Annotated in this window: 26 protein-coding genes and 6 pseudogenes; 13 read left to right on the forward strand and 19 right to left on the reverse strand. The window is 59.6% G+C overall.

Annotation, left to right across the window (positions count from 1 at the left end; all coding sequences use genetic code 11):
- The first annotated feature begins 551 nt into the window (after positions 1-551).
- Complete coding sequence (locus SJ05684_RS28130) at positions 552-785, forward strand: DUF6429 family protein (RefSeq protein WP_014330863.1); 234 nt, start codon at positions 552-554, stop codon at positions 783-785.
- On the opposite strand, the gene tnpC (SJ05684_RS28135) is transcribed toward SJ05684_RS28130, so the two are convergent.
- From tnpC (SJ05684_RS28135) to tnpA (SJ05684_RS28145), 3 genes are read right to left on the reverse strand one after another with little or no spacing between them, the layout of a single operon-like run.
- Complete coding sequence (tnpC, locus tag SJ05684_RS28135; RefSeq protein ID WP_014330862.1) at positions 766-2,466, reverse strand: IS66 family transposase; 1,701 nt, start codon at positions 2,464-2,466, stop codon at positions 766-768. The two genes, SJ05684_RS28130 and tnpC (SJ05684_RS28135), sit on opposite strands and share 20 nt — an antisense overlap.
- Before the next feature lie 45 nt (positions 2,467-2,511).
- Entirely contained in the window at positions 2,512-2,850 is a 339-nt protein-coding gene (tnpB, locus tag SJ05684_RS28140; protein WP_080577875.1) for an IS66 family insertion sequence element accessory protein TnpB, read from the reverse strand.
- Between the two features lie 11 nt (positions 2,851-2,861).
- The gene (gene tnpA, locus SJ05684_RS28145; protein ID WP_014330860.1) at positions 2,862-3,233 is read right to left on the reverse strand and encodes an IS66-like element accessory protein TnpA; all 372 of its coding nucleotides are present in this window, start codon (positions 3,231-3,233) and stop codon (positions 2,862-2,864) included.
- Positions 3,234-3,311: 78 nt separating this feature from the next.
- On the opposite strand from tnpA (SJ05684_RS28145), the gene SJ05684_RS28150 reads away from it, so the two are divergent.
- Positions 3,312-4,142 carry a glycoside hydrolase family 16 protein gene (locus SJ05684_RS28150; protein ID WP_034859935.1) on the forward strand — a complete coding sequence of 277 codons (831 nt, stop codon included), beginning with the start codon at positions 3,312-3,314 and terminating at the stop codon, positions 4,140-4,142.
- A gap of 255 nt (positions 4,143-4,397) precedes the next feature.
- On the forward strand, positions 4,398-5,231 hold the full coding sequence (locus SJ05684_RS28155; RefSeq protein WP_014327878.1) for an IS5 family transposase: 834 nt from the start codon (positions 4,398-4,400) through the stop codon (positions 5,229-5,231).
- Between the two features lie 19 nt (positions 5,232-5,250).
- Here SJ05684_RS28155 and SJ05684_RS28160 read toward each other — a convergent pair whose 3' ends face one another.
- Positions 5,251-5,847: a DUF3846 domain-containing protein gene (locus SJ05684_RS28160; RefSeq protein ID WP_223843497.1), complete on the reverse strand. Its 597-nt coding sequence runs from the start codon at positions 5,845-5,847 to the stop codon at positions 5,251-5,253.
- A 107-nt stretch (positions 5,848-5,954) separates the two neighbouring features.
- Positions 5,955-6,329, reverse strand: a complete 375-nt coding sequence (locus SJ05684_RS30160) for a hypothetical protein (protein WP_083846293.1) — start codon at positions 6,327-6,329, stop codon at positions 5,955-5,957.
- A gap of 127 nt (positions 6,330-6,456) precedes the next feature.
- Here SJ05684_RS30160 and SJ05684_RS28170 point away from each other — a divergent pair, with 127 nt between their 5' ends.
- Complete coding sequence (locus tag SJ05684_RS28170) at positions 6,457-7,494, forward strand: IS110 family RNA-guided transposase (RefSeq protein ID WP_014858080.1); 1,038 nt, start codon at positions 6,457-6,459, stop codon at positions 7,492-7,494.
- 263 nt (positions 7,495-7,757) lie between these two features.
- Here SJ05684_RS28170 and SJ05684_RS28175 read toward each other — a convergent pair.
- Positions 7,758-7,997, reverse strand: a pseudogene (locus SJ05684_RS28175) (transposase); the annotation flags it as partial.
- Between the two features lie 124 nt (positions 7,998-8,121).
- Positions 8,122-8,307, reverse strand: a pseudogene (locus SJ05684_RS30780) (MFS transporter); the annotation flags it as partial.
- Between the two features lie 379 nt (positions 8,308-8,686).
- On the opposite strand from SJ05684_RS30780, the gene SJ05684_RS30165 reads away from it, so the two are divergent.
- Positions 8,687-8,836 (forward strand): hypothetical protein, encoded by a 150-nt coding sequence (locus SJ05684_RS30165; protein ID WP_161623565.1) that lies wholly within the window; start codon positions 8,687-8,689, stop codon positions 8,834-8,836.
- Between the two features lie 14 nt (positions 8,837-8,850).
- Here the strand turns inward: SJ05684_RS30165 and SJ05684_RS28190 are convergent, their stop codons facing one another.
- The gene (locus SJ05684_RS28190; protein ID WP_014858075.1) at positions 8,851-10,551 is read right to left on the reverse strand and encodes a flavin-containing monooxygenase; all 1,701 of its coding nucleotides are present in this window, start codon (positions 10,549-10,551) and stop codon (positions 8,851-8,853) included.
- Positions 10,552-11,463: 912 nt separating this feature from the next.
- Between SJ05684_RS28190 and SJ05684_RS30170 the strand changes: the two are divergent.
- Positions 11,464-11,978, forward strand: a pseudogene (locus tag SJ05684_RS30170) (ISNCY family transposase); the annotation flags it as partial.
- Positions 11,979-12,017: 39 nt separating this feature from the next.
- Entirely contained in the window at positions 12,018-13,040 is a 1,023-nt protein-coding gene (locus tag SJ05684_RS28205; RefSeq protein WP_014328393.1) for an IS110 family RNA-guided transposase, read from the forward strand.
- A gap of 218 nt (positions 13,041-13,258) precedes the next feature.
- On the opposite strand, the pseudogene SJ05684_RS28210 reads toward SJ05684_RS28205, so the two are convergent.
- From SJ05684_RS28210 to SJ05684_RS28225, 3 genes and pseudogenes are all read right to left on the reverse strand, one after another.
- Positions 13,259-13,456, reverse strand: a pseudogene (locus SJ05684_RS28210) (hypothetical protein); the annotation flags it as partial.
- Positions 13,457-13,728: 272 nt separating this feature from the next.
- Entirely contained in the window at positions 13,729-14,445 is a 717-nt protein-coding gene (locus tag SJ05684_RS28220; protein WP_244426760.1) for an L-histidine N(alpha)-methyltransferase, read from the reverse strand.
- Positions 14,427-15,487 (reverse strand): IS630 family transposase gene (locus SJ05684_RS28225; RefSeq protein ID WP_085939171.1). Its coding sequence is split into 2 segments (ribosomal slippage): positions 14,427-14,995 and positions 14,995-15,487, totalling 1,062 coding nucleotides; the frame shifts between segments, so codons are not numbered across the junction. Before SJ05684_RS28225 ends, SJ05684_RS28220 begins: the two co-directional genes overlap by 19 nt.
- A 724-nt stretch (positions 15,488-16,211) precedes the next feature.
- Here SJ05684_RS28225 and SJ05684_RS28235 point away from each other — a divergent pair.
- Positions 16,212-16,395: pseudogene (locus tag SJ05684_RS28235) on the forward strand (DDE-type integrase/transposase/recombinase); the annotation flags it as partial.
- Positions 16,396-16,409: 14 nt separating this feature from the next.
- On the opposite strand, the pseudogene SJ05684_RS28240 reads toward SJ05684_RS28235, so the two are convergent.
- The 7 genes and pseudogenes from SJ05684_RS28240 to SJ05684_RS29890 form a co-directional block, all read right to left on the reverse strand.
- A pseudogene (locus tag SJ05684_RS28240) lies at positions 16,410-16,550 on the reverse strand (ISNCY family transposase); the annotation flags it as partial.
- A gap of 14 nt (positions 16,551-16,564) precedes the next feature.
- Complete coding sequence (locus tag SJ05684_RS28245) at positions 16,565-16,855, reverse strand: hypothetical protein (RefSeq protein ID WP_014330935.1); 291 nt, start codon at positions 16,853-16,855, stop codon at positions 16,565-16,567.
- Positions 16,856-16,884: 29 nt separating this feature from the next.
- Entirely contained in the window at positions 16,885-17,496 is a 612-nt protein-coding gene (locus tag SJ05684_RS28250; protein WP_014857805.1) for a plasmid pRiA4b ORF-3 family protein, read from the reverse strand.
- On the reverse strand, positions 17,493-19,130 hold the full coding sequence (tnpC, locus tag SJ05684_RS28255) for an IS66 family transposase (RefSeq protein ID WP_014330937.1): 1,638 nt from the start codon (positions 19,128-19,130) through the stop codon (positions 17,493-17,495). Before tnpC (SJ05684_RS28255) ends, SJ05684_RS28250 begins: the two co-directional genes overlap by 4 nt.
- A gap of 45 nt (positions 19,131-19,175) precedes the next feature.
- Positions 19,176-19,523, reverse strand: coding sequence for an IS66 family insertion sequence element accessory protein TnpB (gene tnpB, locus SJ05684_RS28260; protein ID WP_014330938.1), 348 nt, complete (start codon positions 19,521-19,523; stop codon positions 19,176-19,178).
- Positions 19,520-19,912: an IS66-like element accessory protein TnpA gene (gene tnpA, locus SJ05684_RS28265; protein ID WP_014330939.1), complete on the reverse strand. Its 393-nt coding sequence runs from the start codon at positions 19,910-19,912 to the stop codon at positions 19,520-19,522. Before tnpA (SJ05684_RS28265) ends, tnpB (SJ05684_RS28260) begins: the two co-directional genes overlap by 4 nt.
- A 49-nt stretch (positions 19,913-19,961) precedes the next feature.
- On the reverse strand, positions 19,962-20,129 hold the full coding sequence (locus SJ05684_RS29890; protein WP_014857776.1) for a hypothetical protein: 168 nt from the start codon (positions 20,127-20,129) through the stop codon (positions 19,962-19,964).
- Between the two features lie 128 nt (positions 20,130-20,257).
- Here SJ05684_RS29890 and SJ05684_RS30785 point away from each other — a divergent pair, with 128 nt between their 5' ends.
- The 5 genes from SJ05684_RS30785 (at position 20,258) to SJ05684_RS28285 (ending at position 24,636) form a co-directional block, all read left to right on the forward strand.
- Positions 20,258-20,623, forward strand: a complete 366-nt coding sequence (locus tag SJ05684_RS30785; RefSeq protein ID WP_014857774.1) for a DUF1353 domain-containing protein — start codon at positions 20,258-20,260, stop codon at positions 20,621-20,623.
- Positions 20,624-20,627: 4 nt separating this feature from the next.
- Positions 20,628-20,972: a hypothetical protein gene (locus SJ05684_RS30790; protein ID WP_014857773.1), complete on the forward strand. Its 345-nt coding sequence runs from the start codon at positions 20,628-20,630 to the stop codon at positions 20,970-20,972.
- A 256-nt stretch (positions 20,973-21,228) separates the two neighbouring features.
- Positions 21,229-22,098, forward strand: coding sequence for a tyrosine-type recombinase/integrase (locus tag SJ05684_RS28275; RefSeq protein ID WP_014857771.1), 870 nt, complete (start codon positions 21,229-21,231; stop codon positions 22,096-22,098).
- Between the two features lie 9 nt (positions 22,099-22,107).
- On the forward strand, positions 22,108-23,283 hold the full coding sequence (locus SJ05684_RS28280; RefSeq protein WP_037437088.1) for an IS91 family transposase: 1,176 nt from the start codon (positions 22,108-22,110) through the stop codon (positions 23,281-23,283).
- Positions 23,284-23,681: 398 nt separating this feature from the next.
- Positions 23,682-24,636, forward strand: a protein-coding gene (locus SJ05684_RS28285; RefSeq protein ID WP_086018849.1) for an IS630 family transposase whose coding sequence is annotated in 2 segments (ribosomal slippage) — positions 23,682-24,029 and positions 24,031-24,636 — 954 coding nt in all. Because the reading frame shifts where the segments join, the coding sequence is not laid out codon by codon here.
- A gap of 63 nt (positions 24,637-24,699) precedes the next feature.
- On the opposite strand, the gene SJ05684_RS28290 is transcribed toward SJ05684_RS28285, so the two are convergent.
- A complete protein-coding gene (locus tag SJ05684_RS28290) occupies positions 24,700-26,781 on the reverse strand; it encodes a patatin-like phospholipase family protein (protein WP_015633459.1) in 2,082 nt (693 codons plus the stop codon).
- Between the last annotated feature and the right edge of the window lie 24 nt (positions 26,782-26,805).

Below are 26,805 nucleotides of genomic sequence, written 5' to 3' on the forward strand. Positions count from 1 at the left end.
GGTTCACCTTAGTAGGCCAGATCGGTGATAATCATGTGCACCACGTCCTTTTTGGTGGTGTCCTTGGTGGTTATCTCGTCGGCCCTTTCGGCCACGGTACATGACGGCGATGCGGTCGGTTACTCGCATGACGTCGTCCATGTTGTGCGCGATGTAGACGACCGCGACACCCTGTGATCCAAACCCGTTCAATTCGGTTCCGCTCGCCGTCTATACTGAAAAGAGCATCAACGATCTGCCTGACGTTCTCAGAGAAGCTCACTATTCCGATGCATGGTGGAAGGGCTTCGAGGGTGGCTCGCATCATGAACATTTAAGTGGTTAGACTGTAATCAGCCACTCCATGTCGCGTTGCGGCGCCGCGGCGGTAAACCCTTCGTCTAGCCTTAGGTCGTCGTCATTCCAGCTGTGATATAAGTGCGTCGTCTTTGCCGTCACCCATCCTCTAAACAGAGAGGGTCTGAGTTATGAAGGAAGGCTGGGAATGGTCATTTGTATCCATCCGAGCAGGGCCGCGGGATTTTGGGCGCCGCGCGTGGTAACGTCGGTCCATGGAGATCGATGAGGACAAGATCGACGATGCCGTTTTGGCGCTGTTATGGCTGACGCTGCATAACGAGCGTTGTGCCTGGAAAGGCTTCGACTGGGCAACGACGGATAGGCTTCACAAGAAGGGCATGATCGGCGACCCAGTCAACAAGTCGAAGTCATTGATCCTGACCGATGAAGGCTTGGAGCGTTCGGAAGCGTTGTTCCGGGAGCTGTTTACGCGGCCGCCGCAATAGCCGTCCCTTTGTGTGTCTTCCATTGCCAAGGCAGCAGTTCGTGCAGGCGGGAGACGGGAAGATCGGCGATGCGGGCGAACACATCGGCGAGCCACGCCTTTGGGTCGACGTCGTTGAGACGGCAGGTCGTGATGACGGAGAGCATGATGGCGGCACGATCGGCGCCACGCTGGGAACCGGCAAAGGTCCAGTTTCGACGCCCGAGTGCAATACCTCTCAGAGCGCGCTCGGCGGCATTGTTCGTGAGACAAATCCGGCCATCTTCGAGGAAACGGGCAAAACCATCCCACCGCTTCAGCATGTAATCGATCGGCTCGATCGCCTCGGACGATTTGCTGAGCATGGCGCGCTCCCGTTTTAGCCACTCGTGCATGTCATCGAACAGCGGCTTGCTCTTTTCCTGCCGCGCGGCCAGTCGTTCTTCGGCGCTCAATCCATTGATCTCGCGCTCGATCTCAAACAACGCATCGTACCGTTGGACGGCCTCCAGGGCGATCGGCGAGATCGGCTTGCCTTTGCGTTTGCGGTCGCGGGCATTTTTCTGGATGTCGGCCAGTTCAAAGAATTTGCGCCGCGCATGCGCATGACAAAAGGCGAAGGTGATCGGTACCGCTTTCTTTTCGGCGACACTGAGCGGCTCGAAGCCATTGTAACAATCACTCTGCAGAATGCCGCCATACCCGGCCAGGTGCTTCTGCGGATGCTCGCCGCGGCGGTCGCTCGAAGCATAGTATATGGCCGCCGGCGCTGCCGCTCCGCCGTAGGGCCGGTCATCGCACACGTAGGTCCATATGCGCCCGGTCGTGCATTTGTCTTTGGCCTGAATGGGAATGGTGGTGTCGTCGCCAAAAAGGCGCTCGGCCGCGAAGACATGCGCCTCGATCAGATCAAAGATCGGCAGGAGCGCGGCCGTTCCATACCCGACCTGGTCGGCCAGCGTCGAGGTCGAAAGCTCGATGCCCTCGCATTTGAACCGGGTGCTCTGGCGGTTCAGCGGACTATGCATGCCGAACTTATCGAACAGGATCGTCGCCAGCAGATGAGGACCGATGAAGCCGCGCGGCGTGGCATGGAACGGCGCCGGCGGCTGGCTGATCGCTTCGCAGTCACGGCAGGTAAATTTCTCCCGCACCGTCTCGATCACTTTGAACCGGCGCGGAACCTCCTCGAGCGTCTCAGTGACGTCCTCGCCCAGTTTCGACAGGCGCGACCCGCCGCAGCATGCACAGGTGACTGGGGGATCGATCACCACGCGCTCGCGTTCGATATCCTCCGGCCACGGCTTTCGGACCGGCCGTTTGCGCGTGAACGAACGCACGCTCGAGGTCTTGGCGGCAGCCGCCTGCGCTGCGGCTTCATCCTCCGTCGCTGCCATCACCAGTTCTTCGAGCTGCAATTCCATCTGGTCGATCAGGCGCGCCGTGCGCTCGGATCGCCGGCCGCGCAGTTCGCGCTTCAGCTTTTCGATCGCCAGCTCCAGACTGGCAATCAAGGCCTCACTGTCCGACAGCATGGCCTGCGCATTGGCGGCTTGCGCCACCGCAATGTCCCGCTCGGCGACGACGGTATCGCGCTCGGCAACAACGACATCACGTTCAGCCTGTAACATCTCACGCTCGGAAAGCAGCGCCAGATAGGCGCTCGCAAGGTCCGCAGGAAGGTCCACAGGCTTCGAAGTCATGAAGCCATTCGATCAGATTCACTCAATATTTTCAATGCAATAATGCTATCCGACCCGTGTCGGACGCCAGGTTTCCTGCGGATTGCGCCAGTCGATCCCGGACAACAAATAAGACAATTGCGCCGGTGAGATCGCTACCGCGCCGCCCTCCATATTCGGCCAGATGAACCGGCCCTTCTCCAGCCGCCGGGTAAAAAGGCAGGCGCCCAGACCATCATGCCAGATGATCTTCAAAATATCCGATCTGCGGCCCCTGAAGACGAAGAGATGCCCTGACAACGGATCACGTTTCAGAACCTCCTGCACCCGAAGCGCCAGGGAGGGAAAGCCACAGCGCATGTCCGTATACCCCGTTGAAAGCCAGACCTTGACGCCTGTTCCCATCGGAAACGGATTCACCGCAGCGCCTCCAGTCCGCGCATGATCCGAAGCAGCGCTTCAACGTCGACATCGCGGTCCACGATCACACGGCGACCATTCGCGCTGACAACCTCCATCCGGCCGGCGTTCGGCAATGACCCTGCTGCCGGCTCTACCTCTGGAACAAGCAGCGCCGGGACAAAGCCGCCCACAGGCGACGCAACATCCAGTTGCCACGCTCGTGCGAGCCGGCGCCATTCATATAACTGCGAACGCGATATACCATGTCGCCGCGCCGTCGTCGCACACAAGCCAGGTTCCAAATAACTCTCCGCGACAATCTGGAGCTTCATCTCTTTGCTAAAACGACGACGCCGACCCGTGTCGACAATCTCAACTCGATCCATAGCCGCACTGTCCTTTTTGACGTCAATAAGGACAGTCAGTGCCAAATCCGACAATTCCTACAAGGCGGCCCACCTCGGATGCGTACGGTCATTTACAGACAATACAATCTTCTTTGCTTCGCCTTTTTTGTTTTCGCCGCTCCAACAGCCGGCGCGCAAGAAGCTAAGATACCAGAAGGGTATAGACTTGTATGGTCAGACGAATTCGATCGTGCCGGCCTGCCGGATCCCGCGAAATGGGTTTACGATACGGAGGGCAATAAATCGGGCTGGTACAACAACGAGAAGCAATACTATGCGGTAAAAAGACGCAAGAACGGCCGGGGTAAGGACGGTAAACTCATCATCACTGCCCGTAAGGAACGGCTGACGAGCGCATCCGACTACGGCGGACAGAACTACACCTCCGCGCGCCTTATCACACGCGGAAAGGCCGCTTGGGTTTACGGGCATTTCGCAATCCGCGCACGCCTGCCCTGTGGCCGAGGTACCTGGCCGGCATTTTGGATGCTTGGCGCTGATAAAACGCCTTGGCCTGAAAATGGGGAGATCGACATCATGGAGCAGGTCGGCAGTGCGCCAGACAAGATCAAGGGGACAATTCACACTAAGGCAACAGCGCGCACGTTCGGCATCGGGGGTGAAACCGTTCTATCAGACGCGTGCCGTCGCTTCCACATCTATACACTAACCTGGACTCCCACCGCGATTTCCATCGGTGTTAATGGGCACTCCTACTTCACCTACAAGAACCCTCAAGAGGGCAGCAGCAGTTGGCCTTTCGATACTCCCCACTTTCTCCTCTTGAACCTAGCTATTGGTGGCGACATGGCCGGCAAGATTGACGACGCAATCTTCCCGGTTTCAATGGACATTGACTACGTGCGCGTTTACCAAAAAGTCAATTAGCCCGACCGCGACGCGGTGCTTAATCTCCGCCCCCGGCGCCGAAATCAGTAACGCGGCGCAGATCCACACAATATGCAAGCAGCTAGACGCCGCGACACGCGGATAATCCCCACACCTTAGTCTAAAAGAGAGGCGCTAAGCGTCGTACAAACGCTCACCCTAGTGGATGGAATCTAAGAGCCTGACCGAAAAAGAGTTGAGTGAAATCAGCCAGTTGTGATTCTGTTTGTTTGCTTAGGACGAACGGAGACCACAATGGGCTGGACTGATTTCACCCGTCGGCAATATGCCCGACGCGCAAGGCGGTATGCAAGCGATCTGACGGACCGGGAATGGGGATTGATCTCGCCTTGCCTGCCTGGACCGCGGCGGTTGGGCAGGCCGCGCAGCACCGATCTTCGCGAGGTCGTGAATGCGTTGCTTTACATCGCCACGACGGGGTGCCAGTGGCGGATGATGCCCAAGGATTTTCCGCCTTTTACAACTGTCCAGTCCTATTTCTACGAATGGCGAGCGACAGGGTTATGGGGTCGGATCAACCATCATCTTGTGATGGAGGCGCGCGAATTGGAAGGCCGGGAAGCCTCGCCATCTGCTGGCGTGATTGACAGTCAAAGCGTGAAAACCACGGAAAGCGGCGGAATTTCGGGCTATGACGCGGGCAAGAAGATCAAGGGACGGAAGCGTCATATCGTCGTCGACACGCTCGGGTTGATGGTCGGCCTCAGGGTTCACAGCGCCGATATCCAAGATCGCGACGGCGCACCTGCCGTCCTCAAAACCATTCTCAAGCGCTGGCCGTGGCTGAGACATATCTTCGCCGACGGTGGTTATGCCGGACCGAAGCTGAAGGGCGCACTCCAAAAGATCGCTGCCTTCACTCTCCAGATCGTCAAGCGGACCGACAAGGCCAAGGGCTTCGAAGTTCTGCCGCGGCGCTGGGTCGTGGAGCGCACCTTCGCATGGCTTGGCAGATGCCGACGATTGGCTAAGGATTGGGAGAAGTCCATCGCATCAGCCGAGGCTTGGATCACTATCGCCCACATCCGGGTCCTGACACGACGCTTGGCAAGGTACGGATATTGTTGAGACCTTTTCGAGTCAGGCTCTAAGAGTTCAAGCCGTCGCCGTGAGCGCGATATACATCATGCCTTCCGTCCATAAGCATGGGCGGACGTTGCTCGATTCGAACTTTCAAGTCTGACAAAGCGCCGGGAAGGATGAGACCCTTCGGAGTAGCATCATCTGCCGTGACAAAAACTGGGTCAAGCACCGGACGACAGCATTTGAAATGAACGGCAGCGTCCTCGATTTTTATCGAGGGGGAAAAATGAGGTTCGCTTCCATCACCTCGGATAAGAACGATTCTCCCCCCAAGAGGCTGAGGGTAGGAGGCAAAAACAGTGAAGGCTGTTATCCCATCCCGCAGTCCTTCGTCATCTAAGAATAGTGCATGCGAGTCGTCAAAGCGGATCATCTGCACCAGTCGGCAACCGAGCAGACTAAAGATTGGCGCAAGTCCGGTGCCGTCGGCAACCTCGACGGTGCGAAAGAGTGTCGTCTCCGGGTCTAAGAGGTATGCGACATTCTTCATGTCCCAGCCTTTCTCCATTGTCATAAATGGCGTGACCCAACAAAAGGCATCCGTCACAGGATCAAACAGCGGCGTGAAGCGCACGTCGGGTGGTCTTTCGCTATGCAGCATTTGCCAAGATTGGGAAAATCGATTTTTTGTATGGGGCCTATCCACACCATGGAATGTGGGACGGATTGCGTTCAAGCACATCAGTGTATTGCGCTTTTGGTTTTAATTCACGAGTGACTGCGTGTCCAGTCGGACAATGATTCCGAAACGAAGCGGGCCACCCATTTCGATTTCATTCCGGTGATTCCGACGCGAAGCCGGACAGTATTGGTGAACCCTGGGTCGTTGCGATATGCGCAGTTGGTGTTGCGCAATGATTCGTCTGCTGACATCACCGAGCTCAACGCGGGAGGCATTGTGCACGTTCGGTCGAGGATGACATACCAGTGATCGGCACGCGACGGGTCCTCCACTGTAATAGGTTTCAGCCAAATGATGATGTCCCAGGGGGTGGTGTAGCAGTCGGCAGCAAGGCGTGCTTCCAGCAGGAGCCGGGCGGGGGCAGCTTGCCACAGCGGCCAGGCTGATTTGCGGATGATCATAGCTCATAGCGGCGATGGCTCAAGGGTCATGTAGATGGACCGCTGCACCGCCCATTTGATGGCATGGACCGCTCCCTTCCCCTCAGCGAAGATGGCGGGCGTCTTTTAGCCAAGGAGGAATGTTTCCATGCCTGTTGTTGCCGTTGGTCTTGATCTCGCAAAGACAGTCTTCCAAGCTCACGGCGTTGATGACGCCGGTCAAACCGTTCTACGCCGACGCCTTGGACGAAGCGAGTTGCTCGCGTTTTTCGCTAAGCTGCCGCCTTGTCTGATTGCGATGGAAGCATGCTCGAGCGCTCATCACTGGGCTCGCGAGCTGGTCACGATTGGTCACGACGTTCGGCTCATTCCGCCGCAATATGTCAAACCCTGTGTCAAACGGAATAAGACCGACGCCGCAGACGCAGAGGCGATATGCGAGGCGGCGACTCGGCCAAACATGCGCTTCGTTCCAATCAAGACCCGAGACCAGCAAGCCGTGCTCGCTTTGCATCGATCTCGTTCATTGCTGGTTCGGCAACGAACAGCATCGATCAATGCTGTTCGTGGATTGGTCGGTGAGTTTGGGCTCATCGCCGCAAAAGGCCGCTACCGCATGTCAGAGCTGCGGCAGCGAACGAACGCAATGACGCCAGACCACCTGCCGGCGATCGCCTGCCAAGCTATCAATACCCTCTTCGATCATATCGATATGCTCGAAGAACAGATCGCTGCTGTCGAACGACAAATTGTCGAGTGGCACAAGAACAACGAAGATAGCCGCCGGCTGGCGACTGCACCCGGCGTAGGCCCAATCACTGCGAGCGCCATCGTCGCAGCTGTGGGAGACGGTTGTCAGTTCCAATCCGCCCGGCACTTTGCGGCCTGGCTCGGGCTGACTCCGAGGATGCATGCGAGCGGGAGGAAGGAGCGTATCGGCAGGATTAGCAAGGGAGGTGACAGATATCTGCGGGCGCTTCTCATCCATGGCGCGAGAGCGATTGTCGGAACGCTGTTCCGCAAAAACGTGCCGCCTCGTCCGTGGCTGCTTGCCCTCGCGGCACGCAGACCGACGAACGTCACCGCTGTCGCAGTCGCGCACAAAACGGCACGCGCCTTATGGGCAATGCTGACGCGGGATGAGAAGTATCGCAAACCAATTGCTGCGACACCGTCTGCAGCATAGCAGCTTCAGCACTGTTCCTATGATCAGTGCTGGCTTGCGAGGGTAATCGAATGTGATGGCAACCGGTATGATCCGGGTTCGGCAAAGGCCCATGAAACGATGCGAGCCAGATGAGCTCGTCCATTTGTCTGGCCGCCGATCCGCGAATACCATCAAGGCCTGCGGCCGAGTGGCTCGCGTAAACAGGCCGGATACACGACCGCAAGAACCGTGTCTGCCGTTATGTTCAATTTCGCCTTGCAAACAGGGAGCGGTCCATACACGTCGTTCTGCTCCAACAGCAATGCGCCGACGAGACGCGCGATGGCGTCGTCGTTGGGGAAGATGCCGACGACCTCGGTGCGTTGCTTGATCTCGCCGTTGAGGCGCTCGATCGGGTCGAGTGCAACTTGGCCCAGTGCTGCTTGTGGAAAGGTCATGTAGGCCAGCACGTCCTCTTCGGCATGATCCATGATTGAGGCGAGCTTGGGCACCTTTGGCCTGATCTGGTCGGCGACTTTGCGCACTGCTGGCTGGCGGCTCGGGCTTGCCCCGCTGCGGAAATCGACGGGCGGCAAGCAGAAGCTCGGCCGATCTCGATAGTGGGCGAGCGCACGCTAGGCGTCTGCTGATTATCGGCAGCATGGCGGTACAAAACAGGCGGCAAGGCGCGGCCACGTCGGAGACGCTTGCAAGCGTCCCGAGACTATAGTGGGCGAACATTGTCGTCCATTCGACACTTGCCATTTCGCGGGCGAGTACCGCATGCTCCAGTGGCACAAAGACACTTACACTGCCGGCCGATGGATTGATGGTGCCGGCGAATGCGACCAGGGGATGACGTTACCCATGTTCAAATCCTGCGCCTTCGTCGCAAGCTGGGGCAGGGGCCCGGGCCGGAGCGTGCAGTATATGCGTACCCAGCGGGGTGCGGGCTATGTTTTCGACAGCGACGTAAAGGTTGAAGACCTGAGGACACGCAGTCATTGACAACGCACTTTCTCGTTTTCGCCTTGAGCCGCATTCGGCGGTGGGCAGGACGGGTCCGGTGAGTTTCCATCACATCTTTTCGTCATATGGACGGACTAATCAAACGTATTTTCGCGGTGCTTGCAGTGCACTCCCCTCAGGGGAGATATTCGCCGGTTGCACGTCACGGTGCCCGGCCGGACGGCGTTTGAAGGTACATGGCGTCGCGCAAAGTGAGGGCCGAATGCCCCTTGGAATTGTGCGCGTCAAGCTTCTGCGCCTTGCTGAACGTCGTGGCTGGCAGGAGGCGGATTTTTCCCGTCTGAGTGCCGATCAGACACTCGATATGACCGCCGAAGGGGGCCTCACCCGGCGGTCGCCATTCGATTGCTGACCGTAGCCGCCGCGTCAAGAAGGTCGACGCCGGAGTCGCGAGCCGGGGCGTTGAACGCCCTCTCGCGGTACACCCGAAGTCTCTAATCGGGAATCAACTTGCGGCATGGTACGGTAGTCATCGAGATCCGCCTCCTTCAGCAACTTCCAATAATCGACCAGACGCCAAGGGCTGTTTGTCACGATTCGGCCCCGGTCGTTGCGGAAAAAGGTGGACATACCCTCATGGCTCCAGATCATCTGCTGGTGCATTTGTTGGATTTTCCGGTTGTAATGTTGATATATATCTTGCCGGCATTCTACTTCGACAAGTCTCTTCTCGCCCATCTGGCGCAGAACACTTAGTACATAATCGATTTGGCTCTCGATCGTGAAGATGAAGCTGCCGCGATGGCCGAGCGCCGTATTGGGACCATAGAGCATGAAGAAATTTGGGAACCCCGCCACAACGGTGCCAAGATAAGCCTGACAGTCATCATCGTCCCAGACGTCACGTACCGTCCGACCATTGCGTCCGATTACCTCAACCGGAAGTAGATATCGTGTCGTATCGTAGCCTGAGGCGACGATAATAAGTTCTGCCTCATGCGTTTCATCATCAATCGCATGGATCGACCTGCCCTCAACACGCGCAGCAGCTCCGTCTACCAGCGTAACATGCGGCTTTAGTAGGGTTCTGTACCAGCCGTTGTCCAGGAGCATCCGCTTGCCGAATGGAGGGTACGACGGGATGACCTTGGCGATAAGATCAGGGCGCCCCGCCAGCTGTCCCTCGATGTATTGTGTGTAAGTCTCGCGGTCGCGGTCGTTAACCGCATTCACGGAACGGTCCGGATGCGGCCAGGCCGGATCCTTGTGCAGGGCCTCATGCACTTCACTGTCGTAAATCCAACTCAGGCGGAGCCTGTACAGCCATTCATAGTGTGGCACCTCGCGGAACAAGAACTGCATCGGTTCCAGGACCGGTTTTTGAAATTTCGGGAAGGGCGCCACCCATTGACGTGAGCGTTGGAAGATTGTCAAGGCACCCACCCGATCTGCGATGGCGGGAACAACCTGCATTGCCGAAGCGCCATTGCCAATCACGGCCACACGTTTACCGTCGAGCGCGACTTCTGGATCCCATTCCGAGGTGTGCACCACCGGGCCGTCGAAGTTGCGCAGGCCCGAAAGGTTGGGCCATTTCGGCGTGGTGAAGCCCCCCACCGCCGAGAGGACCACATTGGTCACGAGGGTTTCTTCCGTGCCGTTGGGCAGACGTAACCGGGAGTGCCAAGTTAGGCTCTCTTCGTCATAGCGGGTGACCAGGCACTCCGTGCCGTAGCGGATGGAACTCTCGATCCCAAAGTCCCGGGCAACACGGTTGAAATAGTCGTCGATTTCCTTTTGCAACGGGAAGAACGTGCTCCAGTTGCCACTGGCAAGAGTGTACGAGTAGAGATGCCCCGGCGTGTCCACTCCACAGCCAGGATAGTGATGTGCGTGCCAGACCCCGCCGGTGCTGTCTTGCTTTTCGACCTGGATGTAGGAAATGCCCAATTGTCTTAACCGAATTGCCGCTGCGACACCGGACATGCCCGCCCTGATGATGAGTACACGAAATCCTTTCGGCAAGGACACGGGGTCCGGAATGGCGCCTGCATATCTCCGTAGCTTATGAAGCATCATGTCAGCGTATTCTGGCGGGATAGGCTCGGCCTCCGACACAGTCAGCATGCGGATCAACTCTTCTTCCGACAGGTCCTGCTTGGTGACTGGTGCGCCGCTGTGCCAACAGATGATGGCGTCCAGTGCTGCATTACGAATCTCCGTCTGTAATTCGGCCGCGAGCCCCCTGAATCGTTGTCGCCCCAGACACTCTTTACGGGAAGAAACGGTGGGGTGAGCCAGTATTCTTTTCCCGTGAACTGATACAGAAGGAGTAATAGGGTTGGAATATTGGCCGAAGGGAGTGCCTCGGCGATGCGGTGGCGGAACAGGGCGAGGTCCGAAGAGTGAGCCATGATTTAAGTTCCTCCTGTTGCATATATCCAATCCCCCGCCAGACGCTCAGTTTACTGCCTCGGCTTCGGCGTGGTTGCGGCAATCGGCATTAGAGAAGATTCGACAAGCAAGCTCCCGAATGTCTGATCCAAATCGCGCTTGATAAAGCGAGTCGAAGGTCGCCACGGCGGGGAGGTTCTCGGGCGCCGTCGTGCCGCCGGCCCGGGCTCGACTGCGAGATATGCCCCTGTGCTGCCTCGGCTCGACCAGGCGCGCGCAGCCGGTTACGTCTGCATCTGAAACGATCCACCCCTTGATGATCGGAAGGCGGGCTCGGCAGAAACCATTGGCTAACATGTCGAAATCTCTGCGCGATAAGGTGGGTCCGTGACGTGTCCTGCAAATGCCTAGAAGCAATATGCGTGCCAAAAGGAAGAACTCTTCTTAATGCAACGAAATGACTCAAGCAGCGGTCTCGCGTGTCCAACATTGTCGTACATAGGACGAGCCTCAACCTGACATTAATCGTAACACTGTATGTCTGTCTTCGTGGCCGAGTGGCTCGTCCTACACTGCACTTCCAAGGTTGCTCGGATGAGCCGACCCGATCCTAATCATAGGAGGACGAGCCGTGGCAGATTATCGGCTACGCCGCATCAGCGTCTGGTTGCCGACGCTCACGCGTCAGATGTAGCCGCTCCCGTCTGCAGGAAATCTACGCCGGGCTAGATCCTGTCCCGCTATTTGCGCGATATCCGCGCCCGTGCAGGAGCGACTCGCTGCGTTTGCCGACACTCCGCCGGCCATGCGCTCTGACGGGGTAGATCAGCCGATCGACCTTTTCCTGGCGAGTTTGCGGACTGGAAAGAGAGAGCTACCGGCGGACGGATCGCCCGCTTGCGAAAACCAAAAGAGGACGGCGGCGTCGTGCTCTCGTCGAGGCGACTACCGACGTGCGAAATTGGTTCGAAGCCGAACCATGGCGGACCGGCAGCGAACTTCTGTCGCGACTGCAGGCCGAGTATCCCGGCGATTACCCCGACAAACTGCTTCGAACACTTCAGCGCCGGCTGAAGGTCTGGCGCAGCGAACAGGCGGACGCGTTGCTGTTTGGCACCTTGATGATGTGGACGCCCCCGCGCCGGCGGTTGCCGCTATGATGCCGGCCAGTTACCCGCAGCAAAAGAGGAGCGTTGACAATGCAGATCACGACCGTTGGATTGGATTTGGCCAAGAGCGTGTTTCAGGCGCATGGTGTCGATGAGACAGGCGCAACCGTGCTGGTGAAACGGCTGCATCGCAAGCAGATGCTGCCGTTCTTCTCGAAGCTGCCACCCTGCCTAATCGGAATGGAAGCGTGTGGCACAGCGCACCATTGGGCTCGGACGCTCGCCGCCATGGGGCACGAGGTCCGGCTCATTCCCCCATCCTACGTGAAGCCCTATGTCAAACGCGGCAAGAGCGACGCGCTGGATGCCGAGGCAATCTGCGAAGCCGTGCAGCGCCCGACGATGCGGTTCGTGCCTGTGAAGACGGTGGCGCAGCAGAGCATTCTCATGACTCATCGCGCCAGGTCGCTGCTCGTTCGCCAACGCACCATGGTCGCAAATGCGTTGCGGGCGCATCTGGCTGAACTCGGCTTAGTCGCCAATCCAGGCATTGCCAATCTGGCAAAGTTGGCGCAGCAAGCGCTGTCTGGCGAGAGCAGCTTGCCCTCCTATGCCCGGACCACGCTGGACATTCTGATCCGGCAGATCCTGGTGTTTGCCGATGAGATCGCTGCGCTGGATCAGCAACTTCTCGCTTGGCATGCCGACAGCGAGGCCAGTCGCCGGCTCTCCGCTATCCCCGGCCTCGGCATAGTCACAGCCACGGCGGTCGCCGCCACCGTCACCGATCCCGAGCAATTCCGCTCCGGCAGGCAATTTGCCGCCTGGCTCGGCCTGACGCCGCAGCAGTGTTCGACCGGAGGAAAAACCCAGCTCGGCGGCATCTCCAAGCAGGGAGACCGATACTTGCGGAGGTTGCTCGTCGTCGGCGCCACCGCCGTTATCCGTCATACGAAGGACAAGGCAACGCCCCTGGCGAACTGGATCAGAAAGCTCCTGGAGAAAAAGCCGTTCAGGCTGGTCTCCGTTGCCCTCGCCAATAAACTCGCGCGGATCGCATGGGTCGTGCTGACCCGCAAGGAAGCCTATCGGGCCCATGAAATGATCGCCTGAGTTCAATCCCAGAGAACCGGAATTGGTAACGGCAGTCGATGATGTGTAACGATCGAGCCAATGGTGAGGCCAACCCGTCTGATTCAATGCGCTTCAAACGCGCGCCAGCTTGATCAGGGTCCTCATCGGCGGATTTCCATCAGGGCCAGCGGTCAAACTTCATACCGCACAAACAGGCCGGACATATGAAAGCAACCGATCAAACCACCCGACAAAAAGCCCTTGCCATAGGGGGCGTCCACATATGAATCAGACAGGGCCTGGTCCGCAAGGACACAAAACTCGTCGATAGTTTCTATCCTCTTCTCGGCCGGAAAGGCCCGGCCGGCGTCGAGGATGAAATTCGTTACTTTCTTCGCTTCCTCACCGCGCCGCGCCCGCCGCTCGTCCCAACGATCAAGCCAATTATGATACACTCTGGTTGCTTCCTAACTCGCTTACTCGCCATCGCCCAAACTCTGGATCAAAGCGGCCGGTGCTCCACCAAGGCTCAGAGGTCATCGTGGAGCACCGGCTGGAACTCGCTGCGCCTGTTGCACCCGAGGGCGCCGCCATCGACCTCTTTTCCGCACTTGGCTCAGGCGGAGCAGGAAGGCGAAGTCAGCGTGCGCATCGACGAAGGCGAGGCGCCGCTGAGCCGCTGGTCCCATTGTCTCTTGACATCACTCCTGGTCACTTTCTGTTTTGTTTAATTCACCTTCTGCAACACGTGAATGGCTGAGCCGGCGTCGTCTGAGAGCACATCTATTGGCACAAAACCCGCTCGGTGTGCACATTTTTTGAAAAACGACTCAGAGAAACAAAAAGAGTTCTTCAGATGCAGTCGCTCGCCACTTAATAGGATGATATCCTTGCCGCCAATGCAAAAGTCCAGGTTCTTTTTGACCACCGCTGTATGTATGACTTGCATGAATTGGTCTCCACCAATAACATCCGGCTCATACTCAAATGCCTCTGGATCGAAATTGCCGTCGACCGGCAGCTCTGCCTTCATTCTATAGAACACATTTAGCTGAAATTCAGGATGCGCTTCATAGTAGGACTTCGCCACATCCCTCCTCAAATCTGAGCCAATTGAGATCGCAACCCAGCACCTCTTCGCACTATTCGATATCTTCTTCAGCGTCTCGACGACCGCTTCCATGGGGTGCGTATCATTTGTTGGGACAGCAAGATTTCCAAATGTCCGGCCAAACATGACAATAAATGCCGCTTCATCGTCGAAAAATAGCGTCGTCCAGAGAATATATCGCCGCGTATGAACTCGATTTTCAACCCTAAAGCGGATGACAACTGTGCTATGTCCCCGAGGAATTCTCTTGACCGGTCGACGAGCGTGCAACGTGAGGTTTCGCCTCGCAGACCTATAATACCAACGAGCGGTGATCATGACCGATGCGCCCATTCGCGGAGTCCGATGGACATGATCTTCCACGGCTGGTCGACGAGCTTGTTCCACGCGGCGCAGCAATGGGCGACGATGTCGTCGTAGTCTTTGAAGATGCGGTTCGAGAGCCAGTTGTCGCGCAGGAACTGCCAGACGTTTTCCACGGGGTTCAGTTCCGGCGAACGAGGCGGCAGGAACATCAGGGTGATGTTGTCCGGCACTTTGAGCTTCGGCGTGACGTGCCATCCGGCCTGATCGAGGATGAGCACGGCATGCGCTCCCTCATCGACGGCCTGGCTGATCTCGGCGAGATGCTGCTGCATGGCTTCGGTATCACAATAGGGCAGGACAAGGCCCGCACCCTTTCCCTTCCGCGGGCAGACGGCCCCGAAGATGTAGGCCCACATGGTGCGCTGATCCAAGGGTGCGGAGGGTCTGGTTCCGCGACGCGCCCACCGCCGCGTGATCTTGTTCTTCTGGCCTATGCGCGCTTCGTCGGCCCACCAGAGCTCGAGGTCGGTGCCGCGCGGGAGCCGGCCTCGGATTTCCGCCAGAGCGGCGGGGAAGTCTTTTTAAAAGCTTCTGCCTCCAGCTCGTTCTGGGCGTAGTGGCGCGGGCGGGCCGACAGCTTGGCGAAGCCGAGCGCCTTCAACTCACGGCCGACAGTCGTCTCGTCCATCGCGATGCGGAATTCCTGGAATATCCACTGCACCAGGTCCTTGCGCCGCCAGCGGACGACACCGTGGATCGCAGGGATCGGGCCGCTTTCGACGATCTTCGCCAGCGCATGGCGCTGAGCGACGTTCAGCTTCGCTCGGCCGCCGGGTGCTTTGCCGTTCACCAGCCCGTCGGGGCCGCGCGCATTGAACCGCAGCACCCAGTCACGGACGATCTGCAGCGTCACGCTGCCGATCCGTGCCGCATCCGAGCGCGAGCCGCCGTCATAAATCTCGGCGAGCGCCAGCAACCGCCGCGCCTGGTTGGCATCCTTCGTTTGCCGTGCGAGCTGTCGAAGAGCACGCCCATCGAAATCATCACGCAACAAAATTGCTGAACCCATCGCAAACCTCCCGTTTGCTGCATGGATTCAGATTCGAAGCCCCGTGGGAATCCCTGAGAGTCGGAAACGGCGCTCGTTGGTATAACAAGCGGAAGCGTTTTCTGTTGGAAGGCTCGCACTGTTCCAGGCCCATACTCCAGAACCGAAATTCCTTTACGACATCGTTCGTCCTGGTGATGCCATTGAACATAATCTCTGACTCTCCCGTGAAGTTTTTGGGCTAACTTGAGTTCAGCATCCACCATATTGGTTGTGCCAGTGACGAGCACATTACTGATCCTCTGGGCTTCAGCCTTAGCCCATAACAACGCGCCACTCATTGGATTGCCATTCCGGTCGACTCCAGTGTGGTGAGCGTATTGTTCAGCACCTAAGTCAGGCGCATACTTTTGCCGAAACAGCTGCAAACTTGTTTCAAGAAAGCTCAAGCTGATCGCCTCTCGATTCTTTAACGGCTCGTCGGATCCCCAGTTGACGCACTTACCGCCGCAAACGAAGGTGGTGCGCGTAGTCCCCGAATGCCGTCGCCGATCCCAGACACGAGAAAGCACGGCTCGGTAGTCAGAGCAGAAGCGCGGCGCAATCGCCGATAAGCCTGATGAGTCTGTTCATGGCGTATTTCACTGAACCCATAAGAGAGGCTACAGGGTTTGAAGGAGTAATCCTTGACGTGGATCAAAGACAAACCCGAATCTGGGAGGGGTCTTGAACAAATGACGTTGGAAGGGGCGTGCCTGTCGATCACTACACGATCTTTCGCTGGGCTAGAAATACGCGCCGGAGATCGAAAAGCGGCTGCGTTGGCACCGGCGTCGGCTGCAGTCGACAAGTTGGCGCGTGTGAAAGTCCGTGGTCAATGGACATACCTTTACCGCGCCGTCGATAAAATTGGCAGCACGATCGACTTTTTATCTGTCCCCGGCGAGCCGTCGATCTGAATGAGTTCGCCGAAGCAATCGCGCCGGCCGCGCGGCTGGAAAACCCGCTTCTTGCGTTCGCGTCGCAACACCCAGATGCCGGCTTCCATCATCCACTGACGCAGCGTCTCCTTGCTGACGGCAAGGAGTAACCATCCGGTCAGGACCGCAGTAGCCGAGGCTTTTTGCGATTTCTTTCTGCCACTGGTTTCGATGGCGGGTCGCCAATTCCGCGAAGATTGCGGATAATCTGTTGAAGGTTTTCGATCCCCACTTGGGTGAACAAGATGATGTGCTCGCTGAGCTCCGAGGCCGGATAGTCATCATATGCCCACAAGCAGCCATCTTCAGAGAACATCTCAATCGAACATTCTCGCAAGAAGTCTTCGTCCTCATCAAGCATCGCGGCGACATATTTCAGGGTGTAGAGGGCAGAGTTGCGGTAGCCCATGATGCCTCGTTCTGTGTTTTCAGATTTGGTCAGTGCTGCTGGTTTTGGCTCTTCGCAAATCCAGCTTTTCCAAGTGTCCGACGGCGGGCAATTTTAGCGACACGGTCTTGAATGATATCAACGCTTAAATCTTCTGGGTCGAAGCGGCCACCATACCAACGCACGAACTCTCGATGCTGCGCATGCCGTGGCTTCGCCATGACGTTCAGGAATTCCTCGAACCCCGAGGTGCTGCCAACATCTTCCGGCGGCGCTCTGCGCTCACCATCGATGAAGCGCGGATATTCGATGCTGGGGTTTCCATCCTCCACTGCCTCGACCGTGATAGTGTGCCGCCAGTTATCACCAAAGTCATAGGTGTAGCTAAAGGTCGCGATCCCACGCTCGATGAGTGCCGCTATGCGGACGTTGCGAGCAGCAAAGGTTTTGCGTTCGTAGAGGTCTTCTGGATCCGGCACATCGTAACATCGCCCACCAGCCTCGAACTCGAACAGATGATAATCCTCGAACAGCATCACGGCCTGAATGACATCGTGGAGCCCCTTCAAGCTCATCGTGAGTGGAACCTCGACCCTGCGCCAGATCAAAGGCTCGATATCGTCGAGTTGGATATGTAGCCTGGCGATGCGATCGACGGTCATGATGCCAAAGCCATCATAGGCCGCGGACCTGTCCAATTCCACGGCAGCAGCTCTGCAAGCTTTGTTGTCGGCGTGTCAGCGATACGCGCGAGAACGTCGGCAAGCCAAGCCTGCGGATCGACGTCGTTGAGCTTGGCCGTCATGATCATCGTCGCCATGAAGGCGGCGCGATCAGCACCACGATCAGAACCCGCAAACAGCCACGACTTCCTGCCGAGAGCGAAGCCGCGCAGAGCGCGTTCGGCGGCATTGTTGGTCAGGCAAATCCGACCGTCGCCCAGGAAGGACGTAAAGCCCTCCCAGCGCTTTAGCATGTAGTCGATCGGCTCGGCGACCGGAGAGCTGCGCGACAGCTTTGTCCGCTCGGCCCGCATCCAGGCCTCAAGCTCTTCGACAAGACGACGGCTGTCCCGCTGGCGTCGCGCCAGTCTTTCACTTGCAGCGAGACGATTGATGTCACGCTCGATATCGAACAGGGCATCGATCCGTTTCACGGCCTCGAGCGCCACCGGCGAGATCGGCGTGGCGTTCTTTCCCCGTTTGGCGTTGGTGGCGATGTCGGCAAGCACGAAGAACTTGCGACGCGAATGCGACCAGCACAATGCCTGGGTCAGCGGACCAGAATCGCGGTCCATTTTGAAGAGCGGGTTGTAGCCGCCATAGGCGTCGGCCTGCAGAATGCCGGTGAAGGTCTTTAGATGGCGCTCGGGATGTTCCTGCCGCCGATCGCGGGAGGCATAGTAGAGGGCGGCTGGCGGCGACGTTCCGCTGAACGGCCGATCGTCCCTGACATAGGTCCAAATCCGCCCGGTATCGGTCTTGCCCTTCGCCAGGATCGGCACGGTCGTGTCATCGCCATGTAGACGCTCGGCGGTCAGCACATGCGCCTCGATCAATCCGTGCAAGGGCTTCAAGACCGCGGCGCAAGCCCCCACCTGGTCGGCAAGCGTCGAGAGGCTGAGGTCGACACCCTCGCGGGCATAGCGTTCACTTTGCCGGTTCAGCGGTTGATGCTGGCCGAACTTCTCAAACAGGATCATCGCCAGCAGGTTTGGCCCTGCAAAACCGCGCGGCGTCACATGGAAAGGGGCCGGTGGCTGGGCGATCTTCTCGCATTCGCGGCAGGAGAACTTCTCGCGCACCGTCTGGATGACCTTCCACTGGCGCGGGATCACTTCCAGCGTCTCGGCAATGTCCTCGCCCAGTTTCGCCAGCTTGGCCGAGCCGCAGCATGGGCAGCTTGTTGGCGGAGCAATGACGACGCGTTCGCGCGGCAGGTGCTCCGGAAACGGCTTGCGCGATGGACGCTTGCGCTCGAAGGCCCGAACCGTCGAGGATCGTGCCGCCAGTTCAGCGGCCAATTCGTCCTGGCTGGCGTCCGCCTCCAACTCTTCGAGCTGCAATTCCATCTGCTCAAGAAGCCGCGCCTTGCGCTCCGAGCGGCTGCCATGAATGTCGCGCTTGAGCTTCTCGATCTCCAGCCTCAACCTGGCAATCAGCGCATCCGAATGCGAGTTCACTGCCTGGGCTCGGGCAGCAACGGCCTCGGCTTCACGGCGTGCCGCGCGCTCGGCGAGGATCATCGCATGCGCGCTGGCAAGGTCGTCGGGAAGCTGATCGGCCGCATCGGTCATGGCGAGATGGAATCATATTCGCTCCGACCTTTCCAGCCATTTCCACTATCCAGCAGAGCTCGGACGCCAGGTTTTTTGCGGCATTCGCCAGTCGATTCCTTCGAGCAGATAGCCGAGCTGCGCCGGCGTGATCACCACCGTGCCGTCGGCCGCTGACGGCCAGATAAAGCGGCCGCGCTCAAGCTTCTTCGTGAACAGGCAGGCACCCTGGCCGTCGTGCCAGATCACCTTGATTAGGCCGCCCTTCCTGCCGCGGAAGCAGAACAAATGGCCGCTATGCGGATCACGCTTCAGTGTCTCCTGCACCATCAGCGACAGGCCAGGAAATCCCCTCCGCATGTCCGTATAGCCCGTCGCCAGCCAGACCTTTACGCCGCTCGGAACCGGGATCATCGCCGTTCCACGACATCGAGGATGCGGCCCAGAGCTTCGGTGTCAACATCACTCTCCACTCGAATGCGCCGGCCGCGGCCAAGCTCGATCGTCACGATACTTGGCTTCTTGCGCGCCCGTGGTGCCGGTGTCGTCTCCAAAGGATCAGGCGCTGGCAACGCCGCGACGACCTCAATCGGAATGAATGGAGGCACGGACGGCGCTGACATTTGGCAGAGCTCTTTGCGCCACCGGAATAGCTGACTGACATGAATCCCGGCCGAGCGCGCCACATCCGAAACAACGGTTCCAGGCTCTAACGCCGCCGCTACCAGCCGTTCTTTCTCTTCGCGAGACCAATGCCGGCGACGCTCGACCGACGTGATCACCTCAATATGCTGCTTCGTCATAGGACTACTCCCAGTGCTACCACCAGGACTTCCAATGTTCGGCATCACATCACAAGACGGCCGTCACCGTGGGGATACCGGCAAGCCGGTGGCGTTCGATCAGCTTCTCGGCCGCCAGCGTCGGTCCGAAATCCAGGTAATGCTCACGCACCAGGTCGAGCACCAGGTTGCGGAAATCCTCGCTGTGGGGCTTTATTTCCGGAAGGCCGCCAGCCAAGTAATGAAATGCAACGCGCTTGTTCAGCCGAGCCGCGCAATCTTCATGGAGCGAGTTTATCCGATACCATTTAGCGTTGATTGTAGACGCAAAGTTGCTAATCTCGCGTTCAAATGGAAGGGGCTTTCATGAAAACTATGGTTGCAATGCTTCTTGCAGCGGTTGGCGTTGCAGTCAGTGCCAGCAGCACTTTGGCGGTTAATTTCTGCCAGTCCAACAAAGACCGGAATTGCTTTACCGGCAGTTTCGGACTTGTCGACATTCCCGGTGACGCAAGCCATAAGCTGCTCAAGGCAGATTTCGGATATGTCGATTTGAACGGAGTGGGTTGGCAGACCAACAAGGAGACGAAGACTGACGGCGCTTCGATTCCGCCGCTATTGCAACCGTTTGTCGGTTCCCCATGGGAAGACGGCTATATTCGTGCAGCCGTCATCCATGTACTGCGACAGGCACGTTCGAACTTGGAAAGAGACGCATCGCGTCTTCTATGACGCCATGCTGGCCAGCGGCTTGGAGAAACCGAAAGCGAAATTGCTGTTCTACGCCGTCTATGCCTTTGGTCCACGCTGGGGCTATCTCGTTCCCGGAGAGAAGTGTGCGGCTGGGAAGAACTGCATCCAGATGACAGGAAAGGACGCCGCGTTCGTGCAGTTGCCTGGGGAATTGGCCGATCAGTCGAGCGCAGGCGAATTGAAGGCGATCAAGGCGACCATCGATCTCAAGGAGCGTTCTGGTGATGCGTTAACGCTTGATGAACTCATGGCGATCGCCGACGAAGCTCACCCCCAGCAAACACTTCGTGATCAGCGGCCTGCCGGTGGTGATGAGATCACCAAGTAACGGTGCAAGTCGTCGATGGAGGACGCGAGGAAGAGGGACCGTCTTTCAAGACCGACAGCACTATACGATCTTGAGAAGGAGATCATCGCTTCAACCGGCGGCCAAGTTAGGCTTCGTCAACTAGAGCATCGGATTGAAATCCGGAATCGAAGGATTGAACTAACCCGCTGACGCGGGATAGGTCGGGTTTGGAGGCGCGGTCTCCTGATGGGATGTTGGGGTGTTGAGAACCAACCCTTGACCAGGAGACCGACCGATGACCGACGCCCCGGCAGCGGTGAACCCGCTGCGCCGCCGCATGATCGACGACATGACGCTCCGCAACCTGTCGCCGGCCACGCAACGATCCTACCTGCATGCAGTGACAAAGTTCAGCCGTTATTTCGGCCGCTCGCCGGATCGGCTGGGGCTGGAGGATGTGCGCGCTTTCCAGGTGTACCTGGTGTCGCAGGGCGTCTCCTGGCCGGCGCTCAACCAGACGGTTTGCGCGCTGCGGTTCTTTTACGGCGTGACGCTGGACCGGGCGGAGCTTCCCGAGCGAATTGCCTATGCGCGCACGCCGCGCAAGCTGCCGGCGATCTTGAGCGCCGACGAGGTCGTGCGGTTTCTCGAAGCGGTGCCGTCCTTGAAGGCGCGCACGGCGCTGACGACCGCCTATGCCGCCGGACTGCGCGCCTCGGAGGCGGTGAGCCTGAAGGTGGCCGACATCGACAGCCAGCGCATGGTGATCCAGGTCCGTCACGGCAAGGGCGCCAAGGATCGCACGGTGATGCTGTCGCCGCAGCTGCTTGGCATCCTGCGCACCTATTGGCGGCTGGCGCGCCCCAAGGATTGGCTGTTTCCCGGACGGGGCGACAAGCCGATCGATGTGCAGGTGCTTTATGCCGCCTGCCGGTCGGCGACCAAGGCGGCGGGATTGACCAAGCGGGTCAGCGTGCACACGCTGCGGCACAGCTTTGCCACCCATCTGCTCGAGAGCGGCGTCGATATCCGCATCATTCAGGTGCTGCTCGGACACACCCACCTGTCGACGACGGCGCACTACACCCAGGTGGCGACAACGACGATCGCCCGGACCGAGAGCCCGCTCGACCGGCTGCGCCTCGAGGTCGTGCCGCCGGTCTGAGATCGCGCCATGCGACCGGCGCTGGAGGTGGCGGATATCTTCCGCCGCCATGGCCCCGCTTATCGTCGTACCCATGACGGTCATCTCGGCCGGGGGGAACGCCGCGTCATGGCGGCGATCGCGCTGTGCCGGACGGCGGCGCTCGGCGGCCATGTCGAGACCTGCGACGACTGCGCCTTGAGCCGCGTCGCCTACAACTCCTGCCGCAACCGCCATTGCCCCAAATGCCAGGGTGCCACGCGCGATCGCTGGCTTACCGACCGCCAGGCCGATCTGTTGCCGGTACCGTACTTCCATGTCGTGTTCACCGTACCGGCCGAGATCGCCGCGATCGCCTATCAGAACAAGCGGCAGCTCTATGCGATCCTGTTCGAGGCGGCCGCCGAGACGCTCAAGACCATTGCCGCCGATCCCCGGCATCTCGGCGGCGAACTCGGCTTCCTCGCCATCCTCCACACCTGGGGGCAGACGCTGACCCATCACCCGCACCTCCACTGCCTCGTCCCCGGCGGCGTGCTGGCCGCCGATGGCGGACGCTGGATCGCCTGTCGCCGCCGCCGTTTCTTCCTGCCGGTCCGGGTGCTCTCCCGGCTGTTCCGCCGCCTGTTCCTCGAGCGTTTGCAGGCGGCGCAGACGGCCGGAGGCCTGCGTTTCTTCGGCGCCCTTGAACCGCTTGGCGACGGCAATGCCTTGGCCCGGGCGCTGCGTCCGCTGCGCAAGAAGCGCTGGGTCGTCTATGCCAAGCCGCCGTTCGGATCGCCCGAACGGGTGCTCGCCTATCTCGGCCGCTACACCCATCGCGTCGCCATCGCCAACAGCCGCCTCGTCAGCGCCGACGACACCGGCGTGACCTTCCGCTGGCGCGACTACCGCCATGGCAATGCACCGCGCTCGATGACGCTGGCGCCGCACGAGTTCATCCGCCGCTTCCTGCTCCACTGCCTGCCCGACGGCTTCCACCGCATCCGCCACTACGGCTTCCTCGCCAACGGCATCCGCCGCGCCCGCCTCGCCGTCATCAGGCGGTTGCTGGCCGATGCCCCGCCGCAACGCCGCCGGGCCGAAGGCAGTCAGTCCGGGCACCAGCGCGACCGCTTCGATCCCTCCGTCTGTCCCTGCTGCGGCGGCATCCTGCGCATCACCGCCAGGCTGCCGCGGGCGCGGGCATGGCCCGACACGTCATGAGTGCCTGCCGCCGCGCCCATTGGTCCCGACAGCCTTGCCGTATCAGCCCAGGTCGGTGCGATGCGGATCTGTGCCCCCTGCGTCATCCCGCTGCGGTTCTGGCGCTGCCAAAGCCGCGCTCAAGACCCCAGTGTTCCCCACAACACCAGCGCCGGACGCCGCCGCACCGGGCCATTGCCCCCGCCGCAGCGGCGCGCGCCATCAATATCGGCGCGCCAAGATCAAACGCCGCAGCACTAAATCCATAGCGCCGTGCCAGCGTCAGCGGGCCAGTTCAATCCGGCTTCAATGAGGTCGCGCCCGGCGTCAGTTCGCCAGCCCATCCCTGCGCGACCTCACAGAACCCTCCCGATTCCCTTTTGCGGAGATTTGTGATTCACCGTGATGGGAGGTGGATCATGGGCAAGAGCTATTCGTCGGATCTTCGTGATCGCGTTGTTGGGTTTGTCGAGGCGGGGCATTCTCGGCGTGCTGCGGCGCGCCATTTCGGGGTCAGTGAGAGTTTTGCAGTCAAGCTGATGCAGCGCGTTGAGCGGCATGGGACGGCGGCGCCGGTCCGTCAGGGCCGCCCGCCGGGCGGTCGGCTTGTGGCTTTCGAGGCTTTCCTGGTCGCGGCGGTTGAAGCAAAGCCGGACATCACCATGCCGGAACTGGCGGCCCGGCTTTCGGCGGAACGAGGCATGAAGGCCGCCCCGGCCGAGCTTTCCCGTTTCCTGTGTCGGCGCGGCTTCACATATAAAAAAAGTCCTGATGGCGTCGGAGCGCGCACGCGCGGCGATCCGGGCTGAGCGGCGCGTCTGGATCGAGCTGCGCCAGCCGAGGATGCGGCTCGAGCCCCATCGCCTCGTCTTCGTCGACGAGACCTCGGTGAACACCAAGATGGTGCGGCTGCGCGGCCGCAGCCTGCGCGGCACGAGGCTCATCGCCGATGCGCCGTTCGGCCACTGGAAAACGCAGACCTTCATCGCCGGGCTGCGCTGCCATGGCATCACCGCCCCCTGGGTGATCGAGAAGGCGATCAACCGGCCGGCCTTCGACACCTGGGTCGAAACCCAGCTCGCGCCGACCCTTGCCAAGGGCGACGTCGTCATCCTCGACAACCTCGCCTTCCACAAGAGCGCACGCGCCGCAGAATGCCTCAGAGACAGGGGCGCCTGGTTCCTGTTCCTGCCGCCCTACAGTCCGGACCTCAACCCTATCGAGATGGCCTTCGCCAAACTCAAGGCGCACCTGCGCGCCGCCGCAGCCAGAACCTTCGACGCACTCTGGAAGGCAATCGGCAACATCTGCGACCTCTTCAACAGAACCGATTGCTGGAACTACCTCAAGGAAGCTGGATATGCGTCCGATTAAATGTCCGATGCTCTAGCGGAAAGTCTCAGTTGGCTGCTGAAGTTCGCAGCGCACGAGTCTTTGCTATTTCCGATCTACGACAGGCTTTGCGAATAATCGCGCAGGGGTCCGACCTTGCAGTAATGTGGCAAGGAAGGAGGGACGGCGTGAAACCAGGGTGTAGAGCAAAGGCTCGTCGGTCCGGGTCCACGGCGCAAGCCACACCTGGCAGTTCGCACCCGCGGCGCCGGCGAGGGTACTGAGAATTTCTCGGACCAGAGAGGTATCAAGTTTGGTGGTGCGGGCGATGCCTGCTTCTGTGCGCAAGTCGAAAGCGGGATCGAGAAGAGCCGCGAGGACGGCGCGCACAAAGTCCGGCCGTAAGTCGGCCGCCGGGAGAGGCCAGCCTTCGATCTGGTCGCGCATCACCAGCTCCTGCAGAAGTGTCAGGCGGATATAGTCGACGATCCTATTCCGGCCGACGAGCAGCAGGAAGTTCAGCCCGAGCTTCATGCGAGCGCTCGTCGTCTCGGTGCTGACAAGACGCCGCGCGACGGCGACCAGTCGCGCCTCGATGCGTTTGACCAGCAATGCGAAGGCGTTTTCGTCTATTCGCGCCCAGCGAGGATAGGGCACCTCCGGCAGGGCATCGCCGACGAGGGGAATGATCGGTACATAGTCATGCATGCTGCCGTCCGAAAGGGTCTTGCTGATCACCGCGTTTCGCCGTTCGGCTGCGCCCTCCGGCCCGTGTAGCGTCTGATGGTTCTTGTCGATGGTGAGATGGCGCATCAAGAAATATTGGCAGTTACGGCGGCCGAGCTGGTAGTCGTGGTCGCGGAACGCCTCCAGGACGAAACCGCCGAAGCCGCCGAGCAAACCGCTTGCGATCGAGAAGGTCTCCTCCCGCTCCTCGCCGCCGGGCGTACTAGGCGGCACGCGGTGTGGCGAGATCATGAACCGGCTGTGGGTGCCTTCGGCGGCGACGGCGAGCAACTGATCAGGCTTGAAGCGTACCTGCTGGCGGAGCGCCGTCACCACGCGCCTGGCAATGCTGAGCACCCCGAGCGGCGGTTCGCCATCGCCGAGAAAAGGTGGCCCCTCGGGAAAGGGCGCGATCATGATAACGGCTCGATCGGTCTTTTCGGCGTTCCGTTCATTGGGCCGGGGCGGGTCCTTCATCAGGGTGAAGCGGACATATTCGAACGGGTCGTTGTTGATGAGGCCACCATCGACAGAGACGAACGAAAAGGGATAGTCTTGCGACGACGGGACATGCCACGCGTCCGGCCACGTGGGTATTGGTTTGAGCTCTGATTGATCCTCGGAAATCGGAAACTTCGCCTTTGCATATTGCGAGGTGGCCGTCGCTATCACGCGCGGTGAAAGGCCAATCGGGAAGGCGCCGGAGGCGAGGGCGGCATTGGCGAAGGCAAGCCATTCCGGCGGGCGCGTCGACGCGCCCGTTGCGCCGAACAGTGACGTGGCCGCGATCGACGTGCCCGAATCTGTGTCGGCGAAGGGGCTGGGGGACGGCTTCCACGTGCCGATGCCCTCGACCACGTAGTGCACGCGGTCGGCGTGCGTCATCATGTTGTATTGACCGCCGCTGAAGTGGATCGCGTAAGGCACGCCGCGCAAGTTCGACAGCATCATGTAGAAATGGAGCGAACTGGCGACATAGGGGCGTGGGCTGAGGGTACCCGTCGCCTCCAACGCCTCAGCCCCAATCGCGGTCAACACGTTGGCGTTTAAAACCGAGATGACGGGCCGCCCGCCCGCCAGGTCTTTGAGCGACAGCAGGTCGGGTGAGCCGTCGGGGGAAACCAGCGTCGGGCGGGTCACCCAGGACCGGTAAAGACGTCCGAGAGTGAAGCGGATGTTCTGGCTGCCGGGGGCGGGACTTGGGAAGGTCGCGGGAGCCTCGCGGCCGCCGGCGGCGATCACGCCAATGGCGGCGGTGATCGCGCCAGCAGAGGCCCCGGAGAGCGCCTTCAGGCGAACGTCGTATTCCGGCAAGTCGGGGGCCCCCTCCGCCTTTGCCTTTTCCCATGCGTCGAGTGCCTGGATCAAAAAGTCGAAGACTCCGGCCGAATAGGCGCCCGCCGAAATCGCGCCCGACATCGCAATGCCGATTTCGAAGGTCGGTTTGGAGCCGTCGGTCATCACTGTTCCCTCAGTTGAGCGGCG

The organism is Sinorhizobium sojae CCBAU 05684, from assembly GCF_002288525.1.
Classification (GTDB): domain Bacteria; phylum Pseudomonadota; class Alphaproteobacteria; order Rhizobiales; family Rhizobiaceae; genus Sinorhizobium; species Sinorhizobium sojae.

What these genes read in the sequence shown, in the direction of transcription:
- SJ05684_RS28130 (WP_014330863.1), top strand. Translation starts at nt 552, where the DNA reads ATGGAGATCGATGAGGACAAGATCGACGATGCCGTTTTGGCGCTGTTA.
- tnpC (WP_014330862.1), bottom strand. Translation starts at nt 2,466, where the DNA reads ATGACTTCGAAGCCTGTGGACCTTCCTGCGGACCTTGCGAGCGCCTAT.
- tnpB (WP_080577875.1), bottom strand. Translation starts at nt 2,850, where the DNA reads ATGGGAACAGGCGTCAAGGTCTGGCTTTCAACGGGGTATACGGACATG.
- tnpA (WP_014330860.1), bottom strand. Translation starts at nt 3,233, where the DNA reads ATGGATCGAGTTGAGATTGTCGACACGGGTCGGCGTCGTCGTTTTAGC.
- SJ05684_RS28150 (WP_034859935.1), top strand. Translation starts at nt 3,312, where the DNA reads ATGCGTACGGTCATTTACAGACAATACAATCTTCTTTGCTTCGCCTTT.
- SJ05684_RS28155 (WP_014327878.1), top strand. Translation starts at nt 4,398, where the DNA reads ATGGGCTGGACTGATTTCACCCGTCGGCAATATGCCCGACGCGCAAGG.
- SJ05684_RS28160 (WP_223843497.1), bottom strand. Translation starts at nt 5,847, where the DNA reads ATGCTGCATAGCGAAAGACCACCCGACGTGCGCTTCACGCCGCTGTTT.
- SJ05684_RS30160 (WP_083846293.1), bottom strand. Translation starts at nt 6,329, where the DNA reads ATGATCATCCGCAAATCAGCCTGGCCGCTGTGGCAAGCTGCCCCCGCC.
- SJ05684_RS28170 (WP_014858080.1), top strand. Translation starts at nt 6,457, where the DNA reads ATGCCTGTTGTTGCCGTTGGTCTTGATCTCGCAAAGACAGTCTTCCAA.
- SJ05684_RS30165 (WP_161623565.1), top strand. Translation starts at nt 8,687, where the DNA reads ATGCCCCTTGGAATTGTGCGCGTCAAGCTTCTGCGCCTTGCTGAACGT.
- SJ05684_RS28190 (WP_014858075.1), bottom strand. Translation starts at nt 10,551, where the DNA reads ATGCTGACTGTGTCGGAGGCCGAGCCTATCCCGCCAGAATACGCTGAC.
- SJ05684_RS28205 (WP_014328393.1), top strand. Translation starts at nt 12,018, where the DNA reads ATGCAGATCACGACCGTTGGATTGGATTTGGCCAAGAGCGTGTTTCAG.
- SJ05684_RS28220 (WP_244426760.1), bottom strand. Translation starts at nt 14,445, where the DNA reads ATGGGCGCATCGGTCATGATCACCGCTCGTTGGTATTATAGGTCTGCG.
- SJ05684_RS28245 (WP_014330935.1), bottom strand. Translation starts at nt 16,855, where the DNA reads ATGGGCTACCGCAACTCTGCCCTCTACACCCTGAAATATGTCGCCGCG.
- SJ05684_RS28250 (WP_014857805.1), bottom strand. Translation starts at nt 17,496, where the DNA reads ATGACCGTCGATCGCATCGCCAGGCTACATATCCAACTCGACGATATC.
- tnpC (WP_014330937.1), bottom strand. Translation starts at nt 19,130, where the DNA reads ATGACCGATGCGGCCGATCAGCTTCCCGACGACCTTGCCAGCGCGCAT.
- tnpB (WP_014330938.1), bottom strand. Translation starts at nt 19,523, where the DNA reads ATGATCCCGGTTCCGAGCGGCGTAAAGGTCTGGCTGGCGACGGGCTAT.
- tnpA (WP_014330939.1), bottom strand. Translation starts at nt 19,912, where the DNA reads ATGACGAAGCAGCATATTGAGGTGATCACGTCGGTCGAGCGTCGCCGG.
- SJ05684_RS30785 (WP_014857774.1), top strand. Translation starts at nt 20,258, where the DNA reads ATGAAAACTATGGTTGCAATGCTTCTTGCAGCGGTTGGCGTTGCAGTC.
- SJ05684_RS30790 (WP_014857773.1), top strand. Translation starts at nt 20,628, where the DNA reads ATGCTGGCCAGCGGCTTGGAGAAACCGAAAGCGAAATTGCTGTTCTAC.
- SJ05684_RS28275 (WP_014857771.1), top strand. Translation starts at nt 21,229, where the DNA reads ATGACCGACGCCCCGGCAGCGGTGAACCCGCTGCGCCGCCGCATGATC.
- SJ05684_RS28280 (WP_037437088.1), top strand. Translation starts at nt 22,108, where the DNA reads ATGCGACCGGCGCTGGAGGTGGCGGATATCTTCCGCCGCCATGGCCCC.
- SJ05684_RS28290 (WP_015633459.1), bottom strand. Translation starts at nt 26,781, where the DNA reads ATGACCGACGGCTCCAAACCGACCTTCGAAATCGGCATTGCGATGTCG.